Consider the following 26,234-nt stretch of genomic DNA (forward strand, 5'->3'; position numbering starts at 1 on the left):
AAAACGATTTTGACAGGCGGGAGGTCAATTTGATCCCGGACGTATCACAGGCGTTGGCCTGGCTGGAAAAGCATCCTCAGGCATTGAAGGGGATTCAGCGCGGGCTAGAGCGCGAAACACTGCGTGTTAATGCTGATGGCACATTAGCAACGACAGGCCATCCAGAGGCGTTAGGCTCTGCGCTGACGCATAAATGGATAACCACTGACTTTGCTGAAGCGCTGCTGGAGTTTATCACTCCGGTCGATGGCGATATTCAACATATGCTGACATTGATGCGCGATCTGCATCGTTTCACGGCCAGAAACCTGGGCGATGAACGGATGTGGCCGCTGAGTATGCCTTGCTATATTGCCGAAGGGCAGGATATCGAACTGGCGCAATATGGCACTTCTAACATTGGCCGTCTGAAAACGCTGTATCGCGAAGGGCTGAAGAACCGCTACGGCGCGTTAATGCAAACCATCTCTGGCGTGCATTATAACTTCTCGCTGCCGATGGCGTTCTGGCAGGCGAAGTGTGGCGTAACGGAAGGCGAAGATGCGAAAGAAAAAATCTCCGCCGGTTATTTCCGTCTGATTCGTAACTATTACCGCTTTGGTTGGGTGATCCCGTACCTGTTTGGCGCGTCCCCGGCGATTTGCTCTTCGTTCCTGCAGGGAAAACCGACCACGCTGCCGTTTGAGAAAACGGACTGCGGTATGTACTACCTGCCGTATGCGACGTCCCTGCGTTTAAGCGACCTCGGTTATACCAATAAGTCGCAAAGCAATCTCGGTATTACGTTTAACGATCTGCATGAGTATGTGGCAGGATTAAAGCGCGCGATCAAAACGCCTTCCGAGGAGTATGCGGAGATTGGCCTGGAGAAAGACGGCAAACGCCTGCAAATTAACAACAACGTTCTGCAAATTGAAAACGAACTCTATGCGCCAATTCGTCCGAAGCGCGTAACACGTAGCGGCGAATCGCCGTCAGATGCGCTTTTGCGCGGCGGTATTGAGTACATCGAAGTGCGTTCGCTGGATATTAACCCGTTCTCACCGATTGGCGTGGACGAGCAGCAGGTGCGTTTCCTTGATCTGTTTATGGTCTGGTGCGTATTGGCGGATGCGCCGGAAATGAGCAGCGACGAACTCCTGTGTACGCGTACTAACTGGAATCGTGTGATCCTGGAAGGGCGTAAGCCAGGCCTGACGTTAGGTATTGGCTGTCAAACGGCACAGTTCCCGCTGCCGAAAGTCGGGAAAGACTTGTTCCGCGATCTGAAACGCGTGGCACAAACGCTGGACAGTATTCACGGCGGAGAGGAATATCAGAAGGTCTGCGATGAACTGGTCGCCTGCTTCGATAATCCGGAACTGACGTTCTCGGCACGTATCCTGCGGTCTATGATTGACACAGGGATTGGCGGAACAGGCAAAGCGCTGGGTGAGGCCTATCGTAATTTGTTGCGTGAAGAGCCGCTGGAAGTATTGCAGGAGCAGGACTTTATTGCTGAACGCGAGGCATCGAAACGTCGTCAGCAGGATGTTGAAGCGGCGGATACCGAGTCGTTTGCAGAGTGGCTGGAAAAGCACGCCTGACAGAAAAGAAAAAGGCCACTCGGGAGTGGCCAAAATTTCATCTCTGAAAACAGGGATGATGATAACAAATGCGCGTCTTTCATATGTTAAGACTCGCCCTGGAACAAAGAGTTCAGTTTATTTTTAAAATAATTATCGGAGGTGGCTAAATGCCGTTGTTAGATAGCTTCACTGTCGATCATACCCGGATGGAAGCACCTGCAGTCCGGGTCGCGAAAACGATGAACACCCCGCATGGCGACGCCATTACCGTGTTTGATCTGCGTTTCTGCATCCCAAACAAAGAAGTGATGCCAGAAAAGGGCATTCACACACTGGAGCACCTGTTTGCGGGCTTTATGCGTAACCACCTTAACGGTAACGGCGTAGAGATTATCGACATCTCTCCGATGGGCTGCCGTACAGGTTTCTATATGAGCCTGATTGGTACGCCGGACGAGCAGCGCGTGGCGGATGCCTGGAAAGCGGCAATGGCGGACGTGCTGAAAGTGCAGGATCAAAACCAGATCCCGGAACTGAACGTCTACCAGTGCGGTACGTATCAGATGCACTCTCTGAGCGAAGCGCAGGACATTGCGCGTCATATTCTGGAGCGCGATGTTCGCGTGAACAGCAATGAAGAGCTGGCCCTGCCAAAAGAGACGTTGCAGGAACTACACATCTAGTTGCTGTGCCGGATGGCGATGCTGACGCATCTTATCCGGCCTATAATGAGCAATGTTCTCGTAGGCATAAAAAAAAGCCAGTTCAAAAGAACTGGCTTTTTTACTAGTGCGCGCCGCCGCCACCGCCACCTGCGCCAAAGGGCGGTTTGGCGAACCAGACCAGTCCGAGCAACACCAGAAATATCCCCGCCGACATCCAGAAAATTTCATTGGCAGACATAATCAGCCCCTGGCTGGTTATCTGCTGGGCGAGCCAGCCAGACGCCTGTTGTTCGGTCATGCCCAGGCCCTGGAGCTGATCGTACATGGCCCTTGCATTGGGGTTATACGGATTCACCGCCTCGGTTAACTGCGCATGGTGCATGGACTCGCGGCTGGTCCACATGGTGGTCGTAATTGAAGTACCAATGGAACCCGCCAGCGTTCGCGTAAAGTTAGACAAACTCGACGCCGCCGCCAGACGTTCAGGCGGCAAGCCGGAGAGGGTGATCGTTGTCAGCGGCATAAAGAAGCAGGCCACGGCGAAACCCTGAATAAACTGCGGCCAGGCCGAGGCGCCGAAATCCATGCCCGGCTCGAACGTGTATGCACGCCAGTAGAAGCAGACGGCGTACATAATAAAGCTGAACGTGACCAGCCTGCGCATATCCAGCTTGTGCGCGAAACGTCCGATAATGGGCGACAGGATCACCGGAATAATCCCCACCGGCGCAGAGGCCAGACCTGCCCATGTCGCGGTATAGCCATACACCTCCTGCAACAGTTGCGGCAGCAGAACGATAGCGCCGAAGTAGAGCATATAGGCCAGACTGATACACAGACATCCAATCGTGAAGTTTCGCGACTTAAACAGCGAGAGATCGACAATGGGGTTATCGTCTGTCAGCTCCCAGACAATCAGGAAGCTGATGGCGACCACGGCGACCACGGTCAGAACGATAATCTCCTGCGAGGCGAACCAGTCCAGCTCTTTGCCGCGGTCGAGCATAATCTGCAGGCTGCCGATCCCGACCACCAACAGCGCAAGGCCGATGGCGTCAATCCGCCGCTGCTCGGTGCGGGTTTCCCGTCCGCGCAGGGTTTGCAGCGTCATCAATACCACCACCGCGCCGATAGGCACGTTGATGAAGAAGATCCAGCCCCAGTGATAGTTATCGCTGATATAGCCGCCGAGGATCGGGCCGCAAATCGGCGCGACAATCACCGTCATCGACCATAACGCCAGGGCGATGGATCGCTTGGCGGGCGGATAGTTATTCAGCAACAGGCTCTGCGAAAGTGGAATTAATGGCCCGGCAACAATCCCCTGTATCACACGAAAGAAGATAAGCATGTTGAGGCTGTTGGAGACGCCGCAGGCCCAGGACGCGATGACAAAGGCGACGGTAGACCACATGAACAGCTTCACTTCGCCGACGCGCTTCGCCAGCCATCCGGTTATCGGAATCGAAATGGCGTTTGCCACCCCGAATGAGGTGATCACCCATGTTCCCTGGCTCAATGAAGAGCCAAGGTTCCCGGCGATAGTCGGGATCGCCACGTTAGCAATGGTGGAGTCCAGAACCTGCATGAACGTTGCCATCGACAACGCGATCGTCATAATGACGAGCTGTGCGCCTTCCAGCGGTTTTTGCTGTTGCATCACACGCACCTCAGGATTAACCCGCGTTGGCCAGGACTATCTCTTCGATCAGCTTATTGACCGGAGCGAGACTGATTTCTCGGGCATCGCTTTCAGAAACGGGCGTTGTGCGCACCTGGCTTGCCAACACCTGTCCATCACGATTTGAGGTATCTACCGTCACTAATGTCGATAAACCAATACGCAGAGGATGCTGCGCCAGTTGCTGCGCATCCAGTTCAATACGGACGGGCAGACGCTGTACGACTTTGATCCAGTTGCCGGTCGCATTTTGCGCAGGGAGCAGTGAGAAGGCGCTGCCTGTTCCCATATCAAGACCGACCACTTTCCCGGTATATTTCACGTCATCGCCGTAAATATCGCTGATGACGGTAGCCGGTTGGCCAATGCGCATATGCGCCAGTTGCGTCTCTTTAAAGTTGGCATCGACCCACAGATTGTTCGCCGGAACGACCGCCATCAGCGGTGTGGTCGGGCTAATCTGTGCGCCAGGCTGAACGGCGCGGCGAGACACGTATCCGGTCATCGGGCTAACGATTTTGGTACGTTCCAGCGCCAGCCATGCATTGCGGACTTCCGTCGCTGCTTGTTGCACGGCAGGCTGATCTTCCAGCCGACTACCGAGGATCATGGCCTGATTAGCGTTATATTGTTGAATTGCGACGTCCAGTTGCGCCTGGGCGCTGGCGACGGCATCACGCGCGTGTTGCAGTTCTTCGCGGCCAATCAGGTTGGCGTGACCCAGCGGAACACGACGATTAAAGTCGCTTTGCGCCTGGGTCAGTGCGGTTTTCTGCACCTCAATGTTCGCCTGCAACTGCTTGCTGTTGATCATTAACTGGTGTGTTTGACGCACGCTGGAGGCTAACGCTGTTTTGGCTTTCTCAAACGCCTGTTTGGCATCGGTCTGATCAAGCGTGACCAGCACATCGCCTTTTTTGACAAAGTCAGTGTTATCAGCCCAGACTTTCGTCACGCTGCCGGATACCTGCGCCATGATTTGCACCTGGTTCCCTGCCACGTACGCATCATCAGTCTCTTCGGCATGACGCAATACTAAAAACCAATAAATCCCATATGCCACGGCAATAATAATAAAGAGCAAGGTGAGAAGGATAAGCATACTTTTACGTTTGCCATTCTTCTTAACCGGTTGCTGCGGGGTTTGAGTCTCCGCATTTGCGCTCATGTTGTTCTCCACGATCTTATTTTTCACATCGGCTGAGCCGACCTGTTAGTCAGAAAGGCCAGCAGTGTCACATGCTGGCCTGTCAGTTTTTTCTTTTATAAATCTGGATTATTGAGCGTGTCGACGCGTTAGCTTAGTGCTTCAAGAACGGCACCATCCTTATCCATCTGATCGAGACGGGTCAGGAGTTTACGCGTGATGTGCTCAAGCTGATCTTTTTCGGCGGTGCTGAGTGATGACCAGAGCTGATGCAGGCAGTTATGCTGAGGAGGGAGAACCTCACGTAAAAAATCATGGCCCTTCTCAGTCAATTGCAGGTGCAGACAACGACGGTCGTTATCGCTTTCACGACGTTCGATCCAGCCGCGTTTTTCTAACTCATCCGCGATTCGTGTTGCGTTAGTACGGGACGAACCGAGTGCGCAACTCAGTTCCGATGGCTGAATACTGTGGTTTTCCTGAGACTCCAGCGTAATCAACGCCATAAACAACGTCTCGTTAATCCCTTGAGCTTTCAGCATTTTATTGCGGTTTTCCAGCAGCTTGCCTTGCATATGCATGCAAAGACGGGTCAGAAGAATTTCCTGGTATGGGAAATCTTCGTAGCGGCTGGCGCGAAATTTTAGCATTTGTTCAATGGGCGTAAACGAACTATCCATTTGGGCATGACCTCATTAATTTCAGCCGATATAGTAACGACAGTGACAAATAAAGTAAATGTATTATTAAAGTAAAACGATTCTTACTGATTATAAAATCGCCGGTGTTTTCCAGGCTAATCCGTAGTCCGGAAAACGCAACGATGTGGGGAACGAGCAAACAACGAATAAGCAGTACGGGAGGCATGAAACCTGACGTGGCCACGGCGGGGGGAAACCCCCGACGGGAAAACGCAAAAGCGAACGGGTTACCGCTGATGACTATCGGTACGCTGTCTTCACATCCCTCAGCGATGATCGTCGCCGGACTGGGATCAGACAGGTGGGCAGGGCTTTCCATAGGATTATGTGATTCGTCACCGATGTAAAATAATCAGGATAAATAATTCCTATAACCTTAACAGACTGGGGGGCACCTTAACACCCTAAGGAGCCCAAACAGGTATAAACGCTTAGCGTCTGCTTAATTTACGGCTTCTTGTCGATGAAAACCTCGCCACCAGACCAGAAGATTAAGTGCGGCAACGGTCATACCCGCCAGACAAACGCCGCTCCACCCCGCATGTTGCCAGGCGGATGCGGAAACCAGTGAACCGGCAGCACCGCCGATAAAATAGCTGGTCATGTAACCCGCCGTCAGACGGTTACGCGCATCCGGGTGAATACGATAGATGACCGTTTGGTTGGTGATGTGTACGCCCTGAACCGTCAGATCCAGCACCAGAATACCGATAATCAATGCCAGTACGGAGGTGTGTCCATACCAGATTGCCAGCCAGGAGAGCAGCAACAGCAACAGGCCGAGGGTAGTCGTGAGATGAGATTTGCCTTTATCGGCAAAACCGCCCGCAGGCCGTGCGCCCAATGCACCGGCGGCACCTGCCAGACCAAACAGGCCAATCATCCCTTCGGAATAGTTAAACGGCGGTGCGGCAAGCAAAAAGGCCATTGACGTCCAGAGGATGCTGAAGTTGGCAAAGGTCAGGCATCCTAACAGTGCGCGGGTGCGCAGCAGTTTGTCGTGGATAAACAGGCTGAATACGGAACCCAGCAACTGCGGATAGTTGAGATGGGTTTCCGATTTCATCTTCGGCAGACCACGCCACAGTGCGAGAGCCATCAGCGCCATCAACACGGAGGCGACCCAGAACACGGTTCGCCAGCCGCCAAGATTTGCGAGCAACCCGGCAACTGTCCGCGCCAGTAAAATCCCCAGCAGCAGACCGCTCATGATGGTACCGACCACCTTACCGCGCTTATCCGGCGTGGCGAGGGTGGCGGCCAGAGGAACCAAAATTTGGGCGACGACCGAGAACAATCCGGTAAGTGCTGTCCCGAGGATCATCATGGCAAGCGACTGGCTGCTGGCGGTGATCAGCATGCCGCCTGCCGCCAGCAGTGTCATCGAGACAATCAGTGTGCGGCGTTCAAACATGTCGCCCAGCGGAACCAGAAACAGTAACCCGGCTGCATAGCCGAGCTGTGCGGCTGTGACGATAAATCCGGCGGAGCTGGCCGAAAGCGAGAATGTGCGGGCGATGGTGTCGAGCAGCGGCTGTGCGTAATAGTTGCTGGCGACCGCCAGACCGGTGGCGACAGACATCAGGACAATCAGCGCAGGACTCAGAGGATGTGTGGGGTTATTCATTGTTATCAGTATGATTTGATTGAGTGACAACAATCATAACGAATGATAACGAATGCAGGTGATGGATTGTGCGGTTTAGGAAAAAGGGGAATTGTGCCTGATGACATCTTGCCATCAGGCACAGAGCTGATATTACTTCTGCGCGGCCAGCGCTTCTTTCACCCAGCCGTCAAACTGCTGCTGGTGAGCTTTGATCCAGCCATCAACGTGACCCTGAACGTCGGCTTCAGAGGCTTTGCCTTCATGCATCATGGCGTTCTGGGCGTTAATGTCCGCCAGCGGCAGTTTCATGAGGGCAAACAGTTTCGCCGCCGCCGGGTTTTTCTCTGCCCAGGCTTTATTCGCGACGATGTGCATCGTGTTCACCGGGAAGCCGTAGTTAGCGCCATTCGGCAATTTGGTGTCGATATCTTTTTGCTCGCCAGGCAGGGAAGAGAAGGGCACCTGTAACCAGACCACATCTTTACCTGGCTTCATCACGTCGCTCACCCAGTACGGCGTCCAGGTGTAATAAAGCACCGGTTTGCCTTCTTTAAAACGGGTAATGGTGTCGGCCATCATCGCGGCATAATTACCGTGGCTGACATCGACGGTTTTTTCCAGATCAAAGGCTTTGTTCTGGTGATTGATTACGGCTTCACAGCCCCAGCCCGGTGAACAGCCCATCATGTCCGCTTTGCCGTCGCCATTGGTATCAAAGACTTTGGCAATTTTCGGATCTTTCAATTGCGCGATATTGGTGATGTTGTACTGTTCGGCGGTTTTTTTGTCTATCAGATAACCCTGGGCAGCTCCGGTAACAAATACCCCTTCGCGATAGAACTTCTTGTCGCCACCCGCAGCGGCGTACATATCATCATGCAGCGGCTGCCAGTTCACGGCGGTAAACGTGGCGTCGCCAGAGGCAATGGAGGTATAGCCCACGTTGTAGTCGACTTCACTCGGTTTGTTGACGGTATAACCGAGATTTTCCAGCGCGCGGCTGACCAGCAACGTCTGGAATGTTTCTTCAGTGATAGTGCTTTGCACCGGTTGTACGGTAATGCCTTTGCCCGGCAGGTCGGCAGCGAAAGCGCTGGTAGAGACAAGGGTGGCAAACGCTGTGGCAAAAAGAATGTGCTGTCGCATCGTTGTTCCTTAATTATTGGAGGGACACTGAGGCCCGGCAAGCATCGCGGCTTCCGGGCAACCGGTGAATTACTTGATGAAAGGGCGGGTAAAAAGCCCAACAGGGCCGGTGTTATACCAGCGGCGGTTGCCACGGCTGCGCGAGTCGCGCCCCACGGCTTGTGTCAGACGATCCAGAATGATGGCGAGGATTACGATACCCACCCCACCGACGGTGGCCAGCCCCATATCGAGACGACCGATACCGCGCAGAACCATCTGGCCCAGTCCGCCGACGGCAATCATGGAGGCGATAACGACCATGGAGAGCGCGAGCATCAGCGTCTGGTTGACGCCTGCCATAATGGTGGGCATTGCCAGCGGTAGCTGTACTTTAAACAACATCTGGCGCGGGCTGGCGCCAAATGAGCGCGAAGCCTCGATCAGATCCGCGGGCACCTGGTTGATCCCCAGAATGGTCAGACGCACTATCGGCGGCAAGGCAAAGATAATCGTCACCACCACGCCCGGCACGTTCCCGATACCAAACAGCATCACAATCGGCACCAGATAGACGAACGCCGGTGTGGTCTGCATGGCATCCAGCAGTGGACGAACAATTTTTGCCGCCCGCGGACTGCGCGCCAGCCAAATGCCCATCGGTAACCCGATAATGACGCAGAACAGCAGCGCGGTGAGCACCAGCGCGAGCGTAATCATCGCCTGCGACCAGGCACCGATCGCGCCAATAGCAATCAGCGAAATCAGCGTTGCGACGCCCATCCCGACCCCGGAAATCTGCCAGGCTATCAAGGCGAAAAGGATAATTGCCACCGGCGCAGGCATCCCCAGCAGCAATTGCTGGAAACCGTTGAGAATGTAATCCACCGGGACACGGATGCCCTGGAAGAGCGGACGGAAATGGGTAACAACCCAGTCGATCCCTTCTGTGACCCAGCTATCCAATGGGATCAGCGTCTTATGAAAGGGATCCATAATATTAAAATGTTCCGGCGCTGGCGCAGGCGCGCTGTTCAGCCAGTCGGCACCGCCGCTGTTGGCCGGCGCGCTGCCCCAGGCATCTGCCGATTGTGCGGCGCTCTCTGCTGCCGGTGCGGTATCCCACGGATTGGTTTGATCAGCCATTGTTTGCCCCCTCGCGATCTAAAGCCTGTAGCAGCATGCGCTTCGAAATGATGCCGACATACTGTTGTTCCTCATCGACGACCGGTACTGCACAGGGCGCCTGACCAACATGAGAAAGCAATTCGCTAAGTGGGGTTTGCGCATCTACGGCTAACGGCTGTTCGATCAATGCCGCATCAATGTTTTGCGCCTGGCTTAATGCCGATTTTAAGGAGTCAATTGACACCACGCCGACATACTTATTTCCGCGTTCAATGACGTAGCCAAATTCGCGGTCTTCATCCTGTAATAATTTCAGCGCAGAACGTGGGCCGAATCCTGGGGTTTTACGAATTAATCCCACGGGACTACGACGGGCAATATCTTTGGCGCTAAACACCTGGCTAATATCAACGCCGCGGAAGAAGGTGCGGACATAATCATTCGCCGGATTATTCAGAATTTCATCCGGCGTTCCGACCTGTACGACTTCGCCATTTTGCATAATGGCAATCCTGTCGCCAATACGCATCGCTTCATCCAGATCGTGGGAAATAAAGACCACGGTGCGTTGATGTTTCGCTTGCAGTTTTACCAGTTCATCCTGCATCTCAGTACGAATTAATGGATCGAGGGCCGAGAAGGCTTCATCCATTAATAAGATGTCAGGATTGATGGCTAATGCGCGGGCGAGACCGACACGCTGACGCATGCCCCCGGAAAGTTCATCCGGGTAGCCGTGAGCATAATTCTCCAGTCCGACCTGGCGTAACGCATCGAGCGCTTTTTCCCGACGTTCATTCGCAGCAATACCGGCTAATTCCATGCCGAATGCTGTATTGTCCAGCACGGTCATGTGCGGCATTAATGCAAATGACTGGAACACCATCGCAATCTTTTTTCTGCGCACCTCGCGAAGTTCTGCATCAGATATTTTTGCAATATCGACACCGTCAATCAGAACTTGCCCGCGGGTGGGTTCAATCAGGCGATTGAGAAGGCGTACCATTGTGGATTTACCCGAACCGGATAATCCCATGATGACAAATATCTCGCCTTCTTCAATGGCCAGACTGGCGTCTTTAACGCCAAGCGATAGCCCCGTTTTATCCAGAATCTGCTCTTTCGAAAGTCCTTTTTCAATATATTTGAAAGCTCGCTGTGGATGCTCACCAAATATCTTATAGAGGTTTTTAACTTCTAATTTAATTGCCATGCAATAGATTGTTTCCTGTTATTTATATATGTCAATATGTTACCTGATAGAAATAGTCACCTTTTTCTACCCTAACATACTGAGAATCTGAGACAACCCTGAATTTGTTAATGATGTTAATGCAATGGAATGCCATTCGGCAGGATTTCCCGTGATATAAGGGCTGAGCGCCAATGATGATGTGGTGATATTTTTTGTAAGGGACATTTGAAATGCGCCTGAATTGTCAGGATTCAGGCGGATAAGACAGAAGATAATGAGTGTAGATCACACAATAATATTTGAATGACAAAAATGTGATCGCGGTAAAAATATTAACGCAAATATCATCGCGATATTTACGTCAATAGCCATTATCAGAAACGCCAGTCTTCGTCTTTGGTTTCTACCGATTTGCCCATGACATAGGATGATCCCGACCCAGAAAAGAAATCATGATTTTCATCGGCATTGGGTGACAGCGCGGCGAGAATTGCCGGATTAACGTTGGCCATTTCTGCCGGAAACAATGTGTCATATCCCAGATTCATTAAGGCCTTATTGGCGTTGTAGCAAAGGAAGGCGTTGACCTCTTCGACCCAGCCGGTTTCTGCGTACAATTCTCGCGTATAACGGACTTCGTTGTCATACAGTTCCATCAGCAGTTCAAGGGCAAAATCCTTCAGCGATTCACGTTCCGATTGTGAGGCTTTCTCCAGTCCTTTCTGGTACTTATAGCCAATATAATAGCCGTGAACCGCTTCATCACGGATGATCAGGCGGATCAGGTCGGCGGTGTTGGTCAGCTTGCCGCGGCTGGAAAAATACATCGGCAGCCAGAAGCCGGAGTAAAACAGAAATGATTCCAGAAATACGCTGGCAATTTTCTTCTTTAGCGGTTCCTCGCCCGCGTAACAGGCCAGGATAATGTCTGCTTTACGCTGTAACGGTTCGTTGCGCTCACTCCAGGCATAGGCGGCGTTGACCTCTTTGGTCTGACACAGCGTAGAGAAGACAGAACTGTATGAGCGGGCATGTACGGCTTCCATAAAGCTGATATTCGATAGCACCGCGTCTTCATGCGGGGTCAACGAATCCGCCATCAGCGAAGGCGCGCCCGCGATATTCTGAATAGTGTCGAGCAAGGTTAAGCCGGTGAAGACGCGAATAGTCAGTTGTTGTTCAACAGCGCTCAGTGATTGCCAGGCTGGCGTATCGTTAGACAGCGGCACCTTCTCGGGCAGCCAAAAATTGCTGGTCAGGCGATTCCACACTTCCAGGTCTTTTTCGTCCTGGATTTGGTTCCAGTTAATGGCGCTGATACGTGATAGTTTCACTTCGTTCTCCTTACAGCGCGCAAGATACGCAACCTTCAATTTCAGTCCCTTCCAGCGCCCTCTGGCGTAGTCGGATGTAATAGAGTGTTTTGATGCCTTTGCGCCAGGCGTAGATCTGCGCTTTGTTAATATCGCGGGTGGTCGCGGTATCGGGGAAAAACAGCGTCAGCGATAGCCCTTGATCCACATGCTTTGTGGCTTCGGCATAGGTATCGATAATTTTCTGCGGGCCAATCTCATAGGCGTCCTGGTACATCTCCAGATTCGCGTTGGTCATAAATGGCGCCGGGTAGTAAACGCGCCCGGTTTTACCTTCCTTGCGGATCTCCACTTTTGACACAATGGGATGAATGCTGGACGTTGCATGGTTGATATAGGAGATAGAACCGGTCGGTGGCACCGCCTGTATATTCTGGTTATAGATACCGTAGCGCATCACATCATCACGCAGTTGCAACCACATTTCCCGGGTCGGTAAGATGACACCCGCGCGGGCAAACAGCGCCCGGACTTTCTCGGTTTTTGGCTGCCAGTCGCCGTGCAGATACTGCGCAAAATAGTCGCCGCTGGCATAGCGGGATTGGGTAAATCCGGCGAAGGTTTTACCGCGTTCGCGCGCCAGCAACATCGAGGTATGCAGCGCATGCCAGGTGACGGTATAGAAATAGAGATTGGTGAAATCCAGTCCCTCCGGCGAACCATACGCAATCCCCTCCCGCGCCAGATAGCCGTGCAGGTTCATTTGCCCAAGCCCGATGGCGTGTGAGGCGGCGTTGCCCGCGTCAATCGAAGGGACGCTACGAATATGGCTCATCTCCGATACCGCCGTCAGACCGCGAACGGCAATTTCCACCGTGCGGCCAAAATGGGGGGAGTCCATGGTGTGGGCAATGTTCAGCGATCCGAGATTACAGGAGATGTCGTGGCCGATGTCCGCGTAATCCAGGTTTTCGTCATAGGTGGATGCGCTGTTGACCTGCAATATCTCCGAGCACAGGTTGCTCATATTAATACGCCCGGCAATGGGGCTGGCGCGATTGACCGTGTCTTCGTACATGATGTACGGATAGCCGGACTCAAACTGGATCTCCGCAAGGCGCTGGAAAAAGTCGCGGGCGTTAATGGTTTTTTTACGGATGCGCTCGTCCCCAACCAGCTCATGGTACAGCTCGCTAACCGCAATATCGCCAAACGGCTTACCGTAAATACGCTCCACGTCATAGGGTGAGAACAGCGCCATTTCGGCGTTATCTTTAGCAAGCTCGAACGTGATATCCGGGATCACCACGCCGAGCGACAACGTTTTGATACGGATTTTTTCGTCGGCATTTTCACGTTTGGTATCGAGAAAACGCAGAATATCCGGATGATGCGCGTGCAGCCAGACCGCGCCTGCCCCCTGGCGCGCGCCAAGCTGATTGGCATAAGAGAACGCATCTTCCAGCATTTTCATTATCGGGATCACCCCCGAGGACTGGTTTTCAATACGCTTAATCGGCGCACCGACTTCGCGCAAATTAGAGAGCAAAAACGCCACGCCGCCACCGCGTTTAGACAACTGAAGCGCCGAGTTTACCGCCCGCCCAATCGACTCCATGTTGTCTTCAATGCGCAGCAGAAAACAGGAAACCAGTTCACCCCGCTGGCGCTTCCCGCAGTTTAAAAAGGTCGGTGTCGCAGGCTGAAAGCGACCGGAGAGCATTTCATCGGCAAGCTGAATCGCCAGCGTTTCGTCGCCCTGCGCCAGCGTCAGCGCCACCATAGTGACGCGGTCTTCAGCGTCTTCCAGATAGCGTTTACCGTCAAAGGTTTTCAACGTGTAGCTGGTGTAGTACTTCCATGCGCCGAGGAACGTCTGGAAACGAAAACCGCTCGCGTGCGCCCGCGCAAACAGCGACACCACGAACGCGCGGTCGTAGCGGCTGAGCACGTGGTCATCGTAATAACCTTCACGTAACAGATAATCCAGCCGCGCATCCTGGCTGGCAAACGCCACGGAATTGGGCTTCACATGCGTGGTAATGAACACCTCTATCGCCTGGCGGTCTTTGTCGAACTGAATATGGCCCGCTTCGTCATACAGATTCAGCATGGCATTCAGGGCGTGATAATCCGTGGTTGTCGGCGTCACGCGTTCTGCGGTAGTCGTTGCCAAAATTCGTTCACTCCTTTTAGGACATTCTCGATATCGTCTGGCGTTCCCATCAGCTCAAAGCGATACAGGCAGGGCACGCCGCATTTATGGGAAATAACGTCTCCGGCGCGGCCATACGCTTCACCGAAATTGCGATTGCCGGCGGCAATAACGCCGCGAATTAACGCCCGGTTATGTTCATCGTTTAAAAAGCGGATCACCTGTCGGGGTACCGCGCCCGCAGTGCCTCCACCGCCATAAGAGGGCACCACCAGAAGGTAAGGTTCGTCCACGCGAACGCGTTCCCGCTCATCAAGCGGGATACGGATGGCAGGCAACCCTAAACGCAGCATAAAGCGATGCGTATTTTCGGAACTGCTGGAGAAGTAGACGAGCTGGCTCATGCGTGGGGTTCGGCGCGCAGGCGGTTGATCATATCGGGGCGAAATCCAGACCAGCTTGTTTCCCCGGCAACCACGACCGGCAACTGGCGAAAACCCTGGGCACGCAGGGTTTTCGCCGCATCTGGAAGCTTGTCGACGTTCACCATCTCAAAATCAAAGCCACGGCTTTCCATCGCCCGTTTCGTGGCGTGGCACTGAACGCAATTATCTCGAGTGTAAATAGTTATGCGCATGATTCGTATTTCCATTTAAAATGAGGGGACGGCGCGAAGGCAGGCGTCGGGTTGTGTGTATTGCGATAAAATAAATACTAGATGTAGTTGTAAAAGGATTCAACCACACAAGATATGGGAAATTTAGATTGATTACGCCCCACTGAAGCGTTCAGCGGGGAAGGGGCGTTATTGGCGGGGAATAGCCGGATAGCGACGAAAACGTGTTATCCGGCCTGGGACATGCGCACAACGGTAAGTCTGATAAGCGCTAGCGCCATCAGGCATCTAATCAGCAACAAAAATTACATCCGCATGCTTACTGCCAGACGGTTAAAGCAGTTCATCAGGCCAATCGCAAAGGTCAGATCGCTTATCTCTCTGGCGCTAAAATGGTCGAGCAACGGCAGATAAACGTCATCTTCGGCGCGGGTGCCGACAATATCCGTGACGGATTCAGCCCAGGCCAGCGCTGCGCGCTCCTGTTCACTGAAACGGTGACTTACCCGCCAGCCAGCCAGCGCATCCAGTTTGGTCTGCTCAACGCCGGATTTACGCAGCGCTTTGCTGTGCATCTCAAGGCAAAACGCGCAGCCATTGATTTGAGAAATGCGCAGATAAATCAACTCCATCAGCGTGGTATCCAGCGCGCTGTTTTCCAGGGCTTTTTTGGCCTGAACCAGAGCGTTATAGACTTCAGGGCTAAGTTCATAATAGGGCTGGCGTAATGTTGTCATGGTGTTTCTCCTCGTTTCAATGACTGCACTGTAGCACTATAATGGACTGTCAAAGAGGGCCATATTTTTACATAAAAAGCAGACCATAATGATTCCGCGCTATCAGAACATCGCCCGTCAGTTAAAAAATGCCATTGAACACGGTGAACTCAAACCTGGCGCACGGTTGCCTTCCAGCCGCACGTGGGCGCAGGAGTTGGGTATCTCTCGCTCAACGGTAGAAAATGCGTACGGTGAGCTGGTGGCTCAGGGCTGGCTGGAGCGGCGTGGGCAAGCCGGAACGTTTGTCAGTGGGCATTTGCGTTTAGAAAAACCCCATGCCGCACCGGCGGTTTTTGCCGGAGAAAGCCAGACGCCGCAGCCTTTTCAGATGGGATTACCCGCGCTGGATCTCTTCCCGCGTGAAATATGGGCGCGTGTGATGGGACGCCGTCTGCGTACTCAGACACGTTATGACCTGGCGCTGGGCGAGGTATGCGGCGAAGCCGTGCTGCGTCAGGCGATTGTCGATTACCTGCGGGTATCGCGCAGTATTGAGTGTCAGCCGGAGCAGGTGTTTGTGACGTCCGGCTATGCATCCTCAATGATGCTTATCCTACGGGCGCTGGCACAGCCGGGGGACGGCATGTGGGTGGAAGACCCCGGTTTTCCTCTGATTCGCCCGGTTATCGAGCAGGAGCGTGTTGAACTGTTGCCCGTGCCGGTCGATAGCGATGGTCTGGAGGTATCGGCGGGGATCCATCATTACCCACAGGCGCGATTTGTCCTGCTAACGCCCGCGCATCAAAGTCCGCTGGGCGTGGCGCTGTCATTGGCGCGTCGCCATCAGTTACTGGAGTGGGCCGCCAGTTCACAGGCGTGGATTATCGAGGATGACTATGACAGTGAGTTCCGCTATCACGGTAAGCCGTTGCCTCCGCTAAAAAGTCTGGATGCGCCGCAGCGTGTGGTGTATGCCGGAACGTTCAGCAAGTCACTCTTTCCGGCGCTACGCACGGCATGGCTGGTGGTGCCGATGAATCAGGTCGCGCGATTTCGTGAGCAGGCGGCATTGATGGCCAGCAGCGTGCCGGTGTTATGGCAGCAGACATTGGCGGATTTCATTCGCGACGGCCACTTCTGGCGACATTTAAAAAAGATGCGTCAGCATTACGCCGGGCGCCGTCACTGGATAGAAGAGGCGTTAACGGAACAGGGCTTTCGCGTGGTGGAGCAGGAAGGGGGCATCCAGATGGTGATTTCAGTTGAGGGTGATGACATTGCTCTGGTAGAGAAGGCGAATCGTGCCGGACTGGCGGTTCAAGCGTTGAGCCGCTGGCGAATAAGGGAAGAAGCGCAGGGCGGATTGCTGCTGTCGTTTACCAATATTACCTCCGCCGCGATGGCGAAACAGGTCGCCCAACAGCTCAGACAGGCGATAGAGTCGTGAAGCAATGCCGGATAAGACGTTTTGGCGCCATCATCCGGCACACCGGCCTGTTAGCGACGCCGACTCAGTAGCGCGCCGAGAAAAATACCGACCGCCGCTGCGGTGCCCACGCTGCACCAGGGTTTGTCGCGTACGAAAGTATCCGCGCAGCCAATGGCGTCCCGGGCTGCCTGTTGGACGCGAGTGCGGCCATGCATACGTGCGCGAGTCTCTCTCAGCAAAGCCTGCGCTCTGCGTCGTGCGTCCTCCGCTTCGTCTTTGGCGTCACTCCCCCAGGACTTAAGCACTTCTTCCAGGCTGTCAGCTAATCGGCTGGCATCGTCATGAATATCCTGTACATCTTCATCTACGTCGTTTCGGTTGGGTCTATTAAACATATGATCCTCCATTGATTTCGATGTGCTTTTCAGTGTAGACCATAATTTTATCTTCCGATGTTCATCACGCTGTATTCGTATGTTTATGGACTTTTCTGAAAGCGCTGCTAATGCTGAATCAGGTATGGTTAGGCCGCGGTAAAAGATGACGAGGATAATATATGTATTTACGACCTGATGAGGTGGCGCGCGTACTTGAAAAAGTAGGCTTTACCGTCGATGTAGTGACACAAAAAGCGTACGGTTATCGACGTGGCGAAAATTATGTCTACGTGAATCGAGAAGCGCGTATGGGACGAACCGCATTAGTGATTCATCCAACATTAAAAGAACGAAGCTCTTCGCTGGCAGAGCCTGCAACGGATATTAAAACCTGCGATCACTACCAGCAATTTCCACTGTATTTAGCGGGTGAGACGCACGAGCATTACGGTATTCCACACGGATTTAGCTCGCGTATTGCGCTGGAGCGTTATTTAAATGGATTGTTTGGCGAGGCGAAACTGAACGCAAACTAATATACGCCATATAATTCGCGTTGCAGGAAGGCGGTAAGCAAGGGAATTTCCTGGCGCTTACTAAAATCAGTAACGGGAGCGAACGTAACCGCAGCACATGCAACGTGAAGTATTACGGGTATAAAGCGACTGGCGGAGCCAGTCGCCAGTGATGACTCAGGCGTAGCTGCTGACCTTAAACAGGCGACGGCAGTAATCGAGAAAATACCCGTAGACTGCCCCCATCAGCATTGATACCACGATATTCGAACTCACGGCTGCGGTGATCTGATGCCAGTCTGCGCCAACTGTCAGCAAAATAGCGATATAAACCGGCGACTGGAAAGTCACATACGCCAGAATATCCGCCAGGTTTTTCGCCCATCCAGCCGAACTTGCCTTGCGCGAAACGCGCATGAACAGATCCCGGTACATTCCATACGGCCATGCGATAAGGATGTTAACCGGTATCGCCACCAGTCTGGATGAAAGTGACTGTTCAAAGGTCATTCCGGAGAGGAATATCTCGATCAACATGTTCACGACAGAACAGTAAACAACCATCGCGAACGTGTCAGCGACAGCATGACGCAAGCGTGACTGCGGTGAGAACATGTTAATGCTCCTTGTTAAAGGGGATTAATCGTCGTCAAATACTGCCATGTAGTGAATTAGCGAAGTCTTTTCGCTTTCGCATAGAGTATATCTCTATATAATAACTAGCAATTAGTGTAAAATTTTTATTTACACGCTTTTTGTCGATAAAATGCTCTGTGATGGTCTGTTTTTTGTACATTTCGGGATTTTCGGTGACCATTTTCAGAAAATGTATTTTAAATCAAATTGTTATAGAGGCTTGTCTTTTCGGTTTTTTTGAGGGTCATTGTGAAATGTATCAGATTCGACAGAGAATTCGGCGGCGCAGGCAGTTTTTGCCTTGCCAGCATGTTTAATGCTGTACGCGCTAATTCGGCAGCATAAAATTCCATTTCAATGGCGTGGTTTATTATTCACTTTTTATCAATTTCTATTCATTTTTATTCAGCGTCAAATGCGTGATATCCTCCGTCAGTCGCTTATTTTTCGCGGATTGTCTGCCACGCCACAGGCAACTCTATATTTTTATTTATTCACAATTTCCAATCCTGAACCAATATATTCATTGAGGGTGTTTGATAAATAATCATTATAAAGTGACATTTCATAATATTCTTCAACGCGCCTGGGTCTGGAAATATCATTAATTATCGAATACACTTCTTTCTGTAATACTGTTTTTGGCTTTCTGCGTTAAAAGGTTTTTATTATTATGAATTTGATGTTACAGAACTTAAATAATATTCGTACGTTGCGTGCAATGGCTCGCGAATTCTCCATTGACGTTCTTGAAGAAATGCTCGAAAAATTCAGGGTTGTCACTAAAGAAAGACGTGAAGAAGAAGAACAGCAGCAGCGTCAACAGGCAGAGCAGCAAGAGAAAATTAATACTTTTCTCGAACTGATGAAAGCGGACGGCATTAACCCGGAAGATTTGCTGGGAATGCAATCTGCGGCGCCTGGCGTTACGAAAAAACGTCAACCGCGTCCGGCAAAATACCGTTTTGTTGATTTTAATGGCGAAACAAAAACCTGGACCGGGCAGGGGCGTACGCCTAAGCCGATTGCTCAGGCGCTGGCAGCCGGCAAATCTCTGGATGATTTCCTGATTTAATTCGGGTCGTGATATGCCGGATGGCAGTATGACACTGCCTCCGGTTTATTACCGAAAACCGGACTCTGCATTACAGGCCTGATTTTTCGGGTTCTGAATGCGCGCGACGGTTCCAGGGCATTTTATCGAGCAGACGCGCCATCCCACAAAAACCGGTAAATCCGGCCAGCATCAGTCCTGCGCCGACAAAACCGCTCAACAAGAAAAAGCCCTGACTCACCGCATATCCCAACACAACCCCGAGCAAAATCAGCCCGCCAGCGGCAATCTGCACCTGACGCATAAGCGGCAAGGGCTGCGATGTGTCTCGTGCGACGGGTAACGACGCCGCTTTCCAGCCATCAATACCGCCTTCCAGTAGCCAGACTTTTGCCGGAGCTGCAACCGCCTGCAGTCTGGCGATATTGTTTTGCGTGCGCCGCCCTGACTGACAATGAAAGATAATGCACTCCCCGCGCAGGCGGTCGGGAAATGTCCCCTGTTCAAGGGTGGAGAGGGGAACCAGATGGGCATCTGGAATATGTTCATGCAGATACTCATCGGCATCACGGATATCAATCAGGTTCGCGCCCTGCGCAATGAGCGCCTGCGCCTCGCGTGGGGAAATCGTCCCGCTTGTCATAGTGGCTCCTTAGGGGCAATACAGGGTTTTCAATGTGGCGATAAGTGAACTTACCGCCGCATTTTTAATGAAGTAAAGAATACGCTGGGCATCCCGCTGGCTGTCGATAAGCCCTTCTTCGCGCATACGCGCCAGATGTTGCGACGTGGCAGAAGGGCTGAGTCCTGTCGCCCGCGCCAGTTCGCCAGCACTGGTGCCTGGCGAGCCGCAGAGCATGCACAAAATCAACAACCGTTTGGGATTGCTCATGGCTTTTAGCAGGGCGGCAGCCTGTTCGGCGCTGGCCTGGAGTTGTTCGAGTTCAGTCATGATTATTTAAGCATTTCCTAAATTAAGGTAATTCTAAAATAATGAGCAACAGTATGCCAGCGTCAAGAGCGTAAAAGAGGGTAAAAGAAAAGGGGGAAATTGGCAGAGTCGGCTAAACTGACTACGCTTAGAGAGAAAATCTCTTTTTTAAACAATGAGTAATTTTACTTTTTTGGAGTGTGTATGGGTTTCTGGCGAATCGTGATTACCATCCTTCTTCCCCCGCTTGGCGTGCTGCTGGGGAAAGGATTCGGCTGGGCATTTATCCTGAACATCATTTTGACGCTATTGGGCTACATCCCAGGCCTTATCCATGCTTTCTGGATCCAAACGCGCGACTGATTTTTGCCGGGGGCGCTTCGCTTGCCCGGCCTACGATTATTTTCAATTTCAACAAATTACAGATGTTTGTAGGTCTGATAAGCGAAGCGCCATCAGACAATTTCCTCAGGACGCACGTTATTAATAACCTGACAGACCTGATATACCGCTTGTGCCTGCATTTTTTCCGGGGGCGCTTCGCTTTCCCGGCCTACGATTATTTTCAATTTCAACCGATTACAGATGCTTGTAGGTCTGATAAGCGAAGCGCCATCAGACAATTTCCTCAGGCCTGCTCTTGCTGGAGCTTGCCGGACATCGCCTGTTGAATAATCGGAATCGGCGTCAGTAAGTGCTGGCGCATTAACTCGCTGGCGCGTTGTGCATCTCGCGCCAGAATCGCCTCGGTGAGCGTCTGGTGCTGGATGTGTTTATCCTCCAGCATTTCGACCGACAACACCGTTTCACGCAGCCAGATAAATCGATAGCGCGCCGCAAGATCAAACAGGCGTTCACGCATTTGCAGCAGATAATGCGAACCGCATCCGGCGACGATGGCGGAATGAAATGCCTGATGACGTTGATCCCACTCATCCAGCATGCCTTCACTGGCGTCGCTTGATTCCAGTTTATTCAGCATATGCGCTCTGGCGAGGATTTCGGCTTCCCACGCGTCGTCTCCGCGCTCGATAGCCAGTCGAACCAGCATGGCTTCCGTATTGGCGCGGGCATCAAATATATCGAGCAGTTCCTGCCCGGACATCGGTGCCACACGGTAGCCTTTCTGATTGACCACGGTCACCAGTTGTTCCGCCACCAGTTGGGAAAGGGCTTCTCGTAGCGGCCCCACGCCAAGTTCATAGCGCGACGTCAGTAAACTCATGCGCAGTTTTTCATCGGGCTGATAAATACCGCGAATGATGTCATTTTTAAGCCAGTGGTATCCATCGATGGCCGTCGGCTGAGAAGTGGCGGTCATGGGTGCGACTCCTGAAGAAAATCACTATCCCGGCTTGCGCCGGGAACAGGTCTAACGTGTATTTTGTAATGGTGCCTTTTGCCACGATAGCAGTTTTTTCCAGCGCGACATAATCGGGACTGTACAAATGATCCCCAGGCCCAGAAGCCCTGTGGAAATCACTTCAAGCTGTTGTGCTGGCCGGAATAACATGGCGATCAGGACGAAGGCGATAAAGGCAATCACCAGCCAGGTTAACCATGGATAGAGCCACATTCTCAGTTTAATCTCGCTTCCCTGCGCCAACAGAATTTTGCGCATCCGTAATTGAGAGACGGCAATAACCAGATACACCAACAGCGCGATGGCGCCTGAACTGTCGATCAGGAATTTAAACACTTTCGCCGGGGCATAATAATTCACGACAACCGTTAAGAATGCCGCGCCCGTCGACAGCAACACCGCCACATATGGCGTTTTGCTGCGGTTGGTTTTGCCCATAAACGCCGGCGCATCGCCGCGATGGCTCAGGGAGTAGAGCATCCTGGAGGCCGTATACAGCGCGGAGTTCAGGCAACTGGTGACCGACAGTAAAATGACGCAGTCCATAATCAGTTTGGCATACGGAATATTCAGCAGTTCCAGCACCGAACGATACGACCCCACGCTCTTAAGTCCTGGCATGTTCCAGGGGATCAGCGCCACTACCACGAAAATTGAGCACAGATAGAAGATAGAAATACGCCAGATAACCGAGTTGCTCGCCCGCACGATGTGCTTATCCGGGGTGTCGGATTCCGCGGCGGCGATAGTGACGATTTCCGCCCCCATAAACGAAAACATCGTAATCAGCATGGCACTCAGTACCGCGCCAAAACCATTGGGCATAAAGCCGCCATGATCCCATAAGCGGGAAACACCGCCCACGTCGGCATACGGATAAAAACCACTGATCGCCACCGCGCCCAGCGCAATAAACGCCAGGATGGCAACGACTTTGCACAGCGCTAGCCAGAATTCAAATTCGCCGTAGTTTTTGACGCTCAGCAAGTTACTGCCCGTCAGAGCGAGCGTGATAACCAGTGAAAACAACCAGATAGGTATTCCCGGTATCCACGAATTCAGGATGATGGCCGCGATATTGGCTTCCAGTGGAATCACCAACACCCAGAACCACCAGTACAGCCAGCCAATGGTATACCCCGCCCACGGGCCGATAGCTTTATCCGCATAGGTGGAAAACGACCCGGTGTCTGGCGTGGCGACAGCCATTTCAGCCAGCATACGCATGATCATCACCACCAACAGACCGGCGAACAGATAGGCCAGCAGAACCGCAGGCCCGGCTTCAGCAATAGCGACGCTGGAGCCGACAAATAAACTCGCGCCGATAACACCGGCAATAGATAACATGGTGACGTGGCGTGATTTCAGCCCGCCCCCTAAAGCATGTGATTCTGACGATTGCCCCATCTTCTATCCTCTCGAAAGTGTGTCACTTGGGAGAGCACCCCGACATTTCCCGCGTCGGGGCACGCGTATTATTGTTGTGTTTACTGCATCGTCATCATTCCGTTAGCAACGAGGTATAGCCTTAGCGTTGTTTAACCTCATCGAAACACTGGGCGATGATCTCCAGGCCCTGGCGGATCTGCGCATCTTCAATGGTCAGCGGAACCAGAATACGCAGCACGTTGTAGTAAGGGCCGCAGGAGAGCAGGATCAGACCTTTGTCGCGCGCGCGGGCGACGATTTCTGCGGTTAGCTTCGCATCGGGTTTGCTGTGATCGCCGTTTTCAAACAGTTCGATGGCGATCATGGCGCCCAGTCCGCGAACATCGCCGATTTCCGGGTGTGTTTCGGCAATTGCCAACAGTCCTTCGCGCAGGGTTTTGCCCAACGTGTTGGCCTTTTGCAGCAGATTTTCCTGCTCGAAGATTTTCAGTACTGCCAGCGCGGCGGCGCAGGCAATCGGGTTACCGGCATACGTGCCGCCCAGACCACCAGGGGCAACGGCGTCCATCACTTCAGCACGACCGGTCACGCCTGCCAGCGGGAATCCTCCGGCAATGGATTTGGCAAAGGTCGTAATATCCGGGGCGACGCCCATTTGTTCCATGGCGAACAGCGTACCGGTACGACCTGCGCCGCTCTGGACTTCATCGGCAATCAGCATGATGCCGTGCTCGTCGCAGATGGCGCGCAGGCGTTTCATAAAGGCCGGGGAGGCGGCATAAAAACCGCCTTCGCCCTGGACCGGTTCGATGACGATGGCGGCAATGTCTTCCGGCGCGGCATCGTTTTTGAAGATGCGCTCAATGCTGGCAATCGCATCGTCATCGCTGATACCGTGCAGCGCGCAGGGGTACAGTGCGCGATAAACATGGCCCGGCATCAGTCCCATTCCGGCAGAATACGGATTCACTTTCCCGGTCAGCGAGAGCGTGTAGTGGGTGCGACCGTGGTAAGCACCGCTAAACGCTATGGTGCCGCTGCGTTTGGTGGCGGCGCGGGCGATTTTCACCGCATTCTCAACCGCTTCTGAACCGGTGGTCACCAGCAGGGTCTTCTTGGCAAAGTCCCCCGGCACTTTCTGGTTCATGATTTCGCACAGTTCCAGATACGGTTCATAGGCCAGCACCTGAAAACAGGTGTGTGACAATTTTTTCAGTTGTTCTTCTACTGCCGAGACGATCCCCGGATGCAGGTGTCCGGTATTCAGCACCGCAATGCCGCCCGCAAAATCAAGAAACTCACGACCTTCAACATCCCAGACGCGGCAGTTTTCTGCGCGATCGGCAAAGATAGGGTGAATCTGCCCAACGCCGCGAGGAACGGCGTTGCTGCGGCGCTGCATTAACTCTTTATTGGTGCTCATTCGCTTTCTCCAGTCTTCAATCAGGTAAGGTTTACTTAAAGGCCGATACACATGTATTTGATTTCTAAATAATCTTCGATACCGTACTTGGAGCCTTCGCGGCCAAGACCGGAGGCTTTGATCCCACCAAAGGGCGCAACTTCGTTAGAGATAATGCCGGTGTTGATCCCGACAATGCCGTACTCCAGCGCTTCGCCGACGCGGAATACGCGGCTCAGATCGCGGGCATAGAAATAGGCCGCCAGGCCGAACTCGGTGTCGTTGGCCTGGGCTATCACGTCAGCTTCATCGTGAAAACGGAACAGCGGGGCAAGCGGGCCGAACGTCTCTTCTTTTGCTACTTTCGCATCACGAGGAACATCCGCCAGAATCGTGGGCTGGAAGAAGTTGCCGCCCAGCACATGCGCTTCACCGCCCGTGACCACGCGCGCGCCTTTCCCGACGGCATCCGCGATATGTTCCTTCACTTTGGCGACGGCTTTCTCATCGATCAGCGGCCCGGTGGTGACGCCCGCCTGTAAACCATCGCCGAGATGCAGTTTGTTCACCGCTTGCTGCAGTTTTTCCGCAAAGCGCTCGTAAACGCCGTCCTGCACATACAGGCGGTTGGCGCAGACGCAGGTCTGCCCGGCATTACGGAATTTTGAGGCCAGCGCCCCTTCCACGGCTTTATCCAAATCGGCATCGTCAAAGACGATAAACGGCGCGTTGCCGCCAAGCTCCAGAGAGACTTTTTTGATGTCTTTGGCGCACTGTTCCATTAACTGGCGGCCAATTTCTGTGGAGCCGGTAAAGGAGAGTTTGCGTACCAGCGGGTTGCCGGTCAGTTCATTGCCGACGGCGCTTGCTGATCCGGTGACGACGTTAAAGACGCCGGCGGGGACGCCGGCGCGATGCGCCAGTTCCGCCAGCGCCAGCGCGGAAAACGGGGTCTGGCTGGCGGGTTTGAGCACCATGGTGCAGCCCGCAGCCAATGCCGGGCCAGCCTTACGGGTGATCATTGCCGACGGGAAGTTCCACGGCGTAATGGCGGCCGTGACGCCAATCGGTTGTTTGATGACGATCAGACGCTTGTCTGCCTGATGGCCTGGAATGGTGTCGCCATAAATACGTTTTCCCTCTTCGGCAAACCATTCAATAAAGGAGGCGGCATAGCTGATTTCGCCTTTTGCTTCAGCCAGCGGCTTGCCCTGTTCCAGGGTCATCAGGCGCGCCAGATCGTCCTGGTGCTCCATCATCAGGTTGTACCAGCGACGCAGAATATTGGCCCGTTCTTTGGCGGTCAGCGCACGCCAGGCGGGGAGGGCGCGATTCGCGGCTTCAATGGCTTCGCGGGTTTCGGTGGCCCCCATTTTGGGGACGCTGCCCAACTGCTGGCCGTTTGCAGGATTGTTCACTGCGATCACGTCGCCGCTTTGGGCATCGCGCCACTGGCCCTCAATAAAAGCCTGCTGGCGGAACAAGGTTGGATCGTTAAGTTGCATGATTGCTT

Annotated in this window: 27 protein-coding genes; 7 read left to right on the forward strand and 20 right to left on the reverse strand. The window is 53.1% G+C overall.

Translation table 11 applies throughout. The features are described 5' to 3' along the window. Positions 1 to 29 precede the first annotated feature (29 nt). Together gshA and luxS are read left to right on the forward strand one after the other, a co-directional pair. Positions 30 to 1,586, forward strand: a complete 1,557-nt coding sequence (gshA, locus tag ACO7SM_RS05060; RefSeq protein ID WP_490469961.1) for a glutamate--cysteine ligase — start codon at positions 30 to 32, stop codon at positions 1,584 to 1,586. Between the two features lie 149 nt (positions 1,587 to 1,735). Beyond that, a complete protein-coding gene (luxS, locus tag ACO7SM_RS05065) occupies positions 1,736 to 2,251 on the forward strand; it encodes an S-ribosylhomocysteine lyase (RefSeq protein WP_490469962.1) in 516 nt (171 codons plus the stop codon). Positions 2,252 to 2,354: 103 nt separating this feature from the next. Here luxS and emrB read toward each other — a convergent pair whose 3' ends face one another. The 3 genes from emrB to mprA all read right to left on the reverse strand — a co-directional run bounded on the left by emrB (position 2,355) and on the right by mprA (position 5,741). Next, positions 2,355 to 3,893 (reverse strand): multidrug efflux MFS transporter permease subunit EmrB, encoded by a 1,539-nt coding sequence (gene emrB, locus ACO7SM_RS05070; protein ID WP_490469963.1) that lies wholly within the window; start codon positions 3,891 to 3,893, stop codon positions 2,355 to 2,357. 16 nt (positions 3,894 to 3,909) lie between these two features. Beyond that, the gene (gene emrA, locus ACO7SM_RS05075) at positions 3,910 to 5,082 is read right to left on the reverse strand and encodes a multidrug efflux MFS transporter periplasmic adaptor subunit EmrA (protein WP_490469964.1); all 1,173 of its coding nucleotides are present in this window, start codon (positions 5,080 to 5,082) and stop codon (positions 3,910 to 3,912) included. Positions 5,083 to 5,210: 128 nt separating this feature from the next. Further along, complete coding sequence (gene mprA / locus ACO7SM_RS05080; protein WP_490469965.1) at positions 5,211 to 5,741, reverse strand: transcriptional repressor MprA; 531 nt, start codon at positions 5,739 to 5,741, stop codon at positions 5,211 to 5,213. Between the two features lie 185 nt (positions 5,742 to 5,926). Here mprA and ACO7SM_RS05085 point away from each other — a divergent pair, with 185 nt between their 5' ends. Further along, positions 5,927 to 6,109: a hypothetical protein gene (locus ACO7SM_RS05085; RefSeq protein WP_490469966.1), complete on the forward strand. Its 183-nt coding sequence runs from the start codon at positions 5,927 to 5,929 to the stop codon at positions 6,107 to 6,109. 95 nt (positions 6,110 to 6,204) lie between these two features. Here the strand turns inward: ACO7SM_RS05085 and ACO7SM_RS05090 are convergent, their stop codons facing one another. From ACO7SM_RS05090 to ACO7SM_RS05130, 9 genes are all read right to left on the reverse strand, one after another. Next, the gene (locus ACO7SM_RS05090; protein ID WP_490469967.1) at positions 6,205 to 7,389 is read right to left on the reverse strand and encodes an MFS transporter; all 1,185 of its coding nucleotides are present in this window, start codon (positions 7,387 to 7,389) and stop codon (positions 6,205 to 6,207) included. A 132-nt stretch (positions 7,390 to 7,521) separates the two neighbouring features. Further along, positions 7,522 to 8,517 (reverse strand): glycine betaine/L-proline ABC transporter substrate-binding protein ProX, encoded by a 996-nt coding sequence (proX, locus tag ACO7SM_RS05095; RefSeq protein WP_490469968.1) that lies wholly within the window; start codon positions 8,515 to 8,517, stop codon positions 7,522 to 7,524. Positions 8,518 to 8,586: 69 nt separating this feature from the next. Further along, complete coding sequence (gene proW, locus ACO7SM_RS05100; RefSeq protein ID WP_490469969.1) at positions 8,587 to 9,642, reverse strand: glycine betaine/L-proline ABC transporter permease ProW; 1,056 nt, start codon at positions 9,640 to 9,642, stop codon at positions 8,587 to 8,589. Beyond that, positions 9,635 to 10,837 carry a glycine betaine/L-proline ABC transporter ATP-binding protein ProV gene (proV, locus tag ACO7SM_RS05105; protein ID WP_490469970.1) on the reverse strand — a complete coding sequence of 401 codons (1,203 nt, stop codon included), beginning with the start codon at positions 10,835 to 10,837 and terminating at the stop codon, positions 9,635 to 9,637. Before proV ends, proW begins: the two co-directional genes overlap by 8 nt. A 356-nt stretch (positions 10,838 to 11,193) precedes the next feature. After that, entirely contained in the window at positions 11,194 to 12,153 is a 960-nt protein-coding gene (nrdF, locus tag ACO7SM_RS05110; RefSeq protein WP_490469971.1) for a class 1b ribonucleoside-diphosphate reductase subunit beta, read from the reverse strand. Between the two features lie 10 nt (positions 12,154 to 12,163). Next, positions 12,164 to 14,308 carry a class 1b ribonucleoside-diphosphate reductase subunit alpha gene (nrdE, locus tag ACO7SM_RS05115; protein ID WP_490469972.1) on the reverse strand — a complete coding sequence of 715 codons (2,145 nt, stop codon included), beginning with the start codon at positions 14,306 to 14,308 and terminating at the stop codon, positions 12,164 to 12,166. After that, positions 14,281 to 14,691: a class Ib ribonucleoside-diphosphate reductase assembly flavoprotein NrdI gene (gene nrdI, locus ACO7SM_RS05120; RefSeq protein ID WP_490469973.1), complete on the reverse strand. Its 411-nt coding sequence runs from the start codon at positions 14,689 to 14,691 to the stop codon at positions 14,281 to 14,283. Before nrdI ends, nrdE begins: the two co-directional genes overlap by 28 nt. Then, positions 14,688 to 14,924, reverse strand: coding sequence for a glutaredoxin-like protein NrdH (gene nrdH, locus ACO7SM_RS05125; protein ID WP_490469974.1), 237 nt, complete (start codon positions 14,922 to 14,924; stop codon positions 14,688 to 14,690). Before nrdH ends, nrdI begins: the two co-directional genes overlap by 4 nt. Positions 14,925 to 15,208: 284 nt before the next feature. Next, positions 15,209 to 15,640, reverse strand: a complete 432-nt coding sequence (locus tag ACO7SM_RS05130) for a carboxymuconolactone decarboxylase family protein (RefSeq protein WP_490469975.1) — start codon at positions 15,638 to 15,640, stop codon at positions 15,209 to 15,211. 91 nt (positions 15,641 to 15,731) lie between these two features. Between ACO7SM_RS05130 and pdxR the strand changes: the two genes are divergently transcribed. Further along, positions 15,732 to 17,069: a MocR-like pyridoxine biosynthesis transcription factor PdxR gene (pdxR, locus tag ACO7SM_RS05135; protein ID WP_490470867.1), complete on the forward strand. Its 1,338-nt coding sequence runs from the start codon at positions 15,732 to 15,734 to the stop codon at positions 17,067 to 17,069. A 50-nt stretch (positions 17,070 to 17,119) separates the two neighbouring features. On the opposite strand, the gene ACO7SM_RS05140 is transcribed toward pdxR, so the two are convergent. Further along, the gene (locus ACO7SM_RS05140) at positions 17,120 to 17,446 is read right to left on the reverse strand and encodes an ElaB/YgaM/YqjD family protein (RefSeq protein ID WP_192613191.1); all 327 of its coding nucleotides are present in this window, start codon (positions 17,444 to 17,446) and stop codon (positions 17,120 to 17,122) included. 161 nt (positions 17,447 to 17,607) lie between these two features. Between ACO7SM_RS05140 and ACO7SM_RS05145 the strand changes: the two genes are divergently transcribed. Next, a complete protein-coding gene (locus ACO7SM_RS05145) occupies positions 17,608 to 17,964 on the forward strand; it encodes a DUF2002 family protein (protein ID WP_192613190.1) in 357 nt (118 codons plus the stop codon). Between the two features lie 156 nt (positions 17,965 to 18,120). On the opposite strand, the gene alaE is transcribed toward ACO7SM_RS05145, so the two are convergent. Beyond that, a complete protein-coding gene (alaE, locus tag ACO7SM_RS05150) occupies positions 18,121 to 18,558 on the reverse strand; it encodes an L-alanine exporter AlaE (protein WP_490469976.1) in 438 nt (145 codons plus the stop codon). A gap of 694 nt (positions 18,559 to 19,252) precedes the next feature. Here alaE and stpA point away from each other — a divergent pair. Further along, positions 19,253 to 19,654, forward strand: a complete 402-nt coding sequence (stpA, locus tag ACO7SM_RS05155; RefSeq protein WP_490469977.1) for a DNA-binding protein StpA — start codon at positions 19,253 to 19,255, stop codon at positions 19,652 to 19,654. Positions 19,655 to 19,724: 70 nt separating this feature from the next. Here the strand turns inward: stpA and ACO7SM_RS05160 are convergent, their stop codons facing one another. Both ACO7SM_RS05160 and ACO7SM_RS05165 read right to left on the reverse strand, forming a co-directional pair. Next, complete coding sequence (locus tag ACO7SM_RS05160) at positions 19,725 to 20,276, reverse strand: rhodanese family protein (protein ID WP_490469978.1); 552 nt, start codon at positions 20,274 to 20,276, stop codon at positions 19,725 to 19,727. Between the two features lie 9 nt (positions 20,277 to 20,285). After that, positions 20,286 to 20,585, reverse strand: coding sequence for an ArsR/SmtB family transcription factor (locus ACO7SM_RS05165; RefSeq protein WP_490469979.1), 300 nt, complete (start codon positions 20,583 to 20,585; stop codon positions 20,286 to 20,288). Positions 20,586 to 20,768: 183 nt separating this feature from the next. Here ACO7SM_RS05165 and ACO7SM_RS05170 point away from each other — a divergent pair, with 183 nt between their 5' ends. Beyond that, positions 20,769 to 20,927 carry a YqaE/Pmp3 family membrane protein gene (locus ACO7SM_RS05170; protein ID WP_192613185.1) on the forward strand — a complete coding sequence of 53 codons (159 nt, stop codon included), beginning with the start codon at positions 20,769 to 20,771 and terminating at the stop codon, positions 20,925 to 20,927. A 265-nt stretch (positions 20,928 to 21,192) separates the two neighbouring features. Here ACO7SM_RS05170 and csiR read toward each other — a convergent pair whose 3' ends face one another. The 4 genes from csiR to gabD all read right to left on the reverse strand — a co-directional run bounded on the left by csiR (position 21,193) and on the right by gabD (position 26,226). Next, positions 21,193 to 21,885: a DNA-binding transcriptional regulator CsiR gene (gene csiR, locus ACO7SM_RS05175; RefSeq protein ID WP_490469980.1), complete on the reverse strand. Its 693-nt coding sequence runs from the start codon at positions 21,883 to 21,885 to the stop codon at positions 21,193 to 21,195. Between the two features lie 51 nt (positions 21,886 to 21,936). Further along, positions 21,937 to 23,337, reverse strand: coding sequence for a GABA permease (gene gabP, locus ACO7SM_RS05180; protein WP_203360280.1), 1,401 nt, complete (start codon positions 23,335 to 23,337; stop codon positions 21,937 to 21,939). Positions 23,338 to 23,458: 121 nt separating this feature from the next. Beyond that, the gene (gabT, locus tag ACO7SM_RS05185; protein WP_490469981.1) at positions 23,459 to 24,742 is read right to left on the reverse strand and encodes a 4-aminobutyrate--2-oxoglutarate transaminase; all 1,284 of its coding nucleotides are present in this window, start codon (positions 24,740 to 24,742) and stop codon (positions 23,459 to 23,461) included. Between the two features lie 35 nt (positions 24,743 to 24,777). Next, positions 24,778 to 26,226: an NADP-dependent succinate-semialdehyde dehydrogenase gene (gene gabD / locus ACO7SM_RS05190; protein WP_490469982.1), complete on the reverse strand. Its 1,449-nt coding sequence runs from the start codon at positions 26,224 to 26,226 to the stop codon at positions 24,778 to 24,780. Positions 26,227 to 26,234: the final 8 nt, after the last annotated feature.

The sequence above is a fragment of the Citrobacter sp. LJND-P06 genome (genome assembly GCF_058188415.1).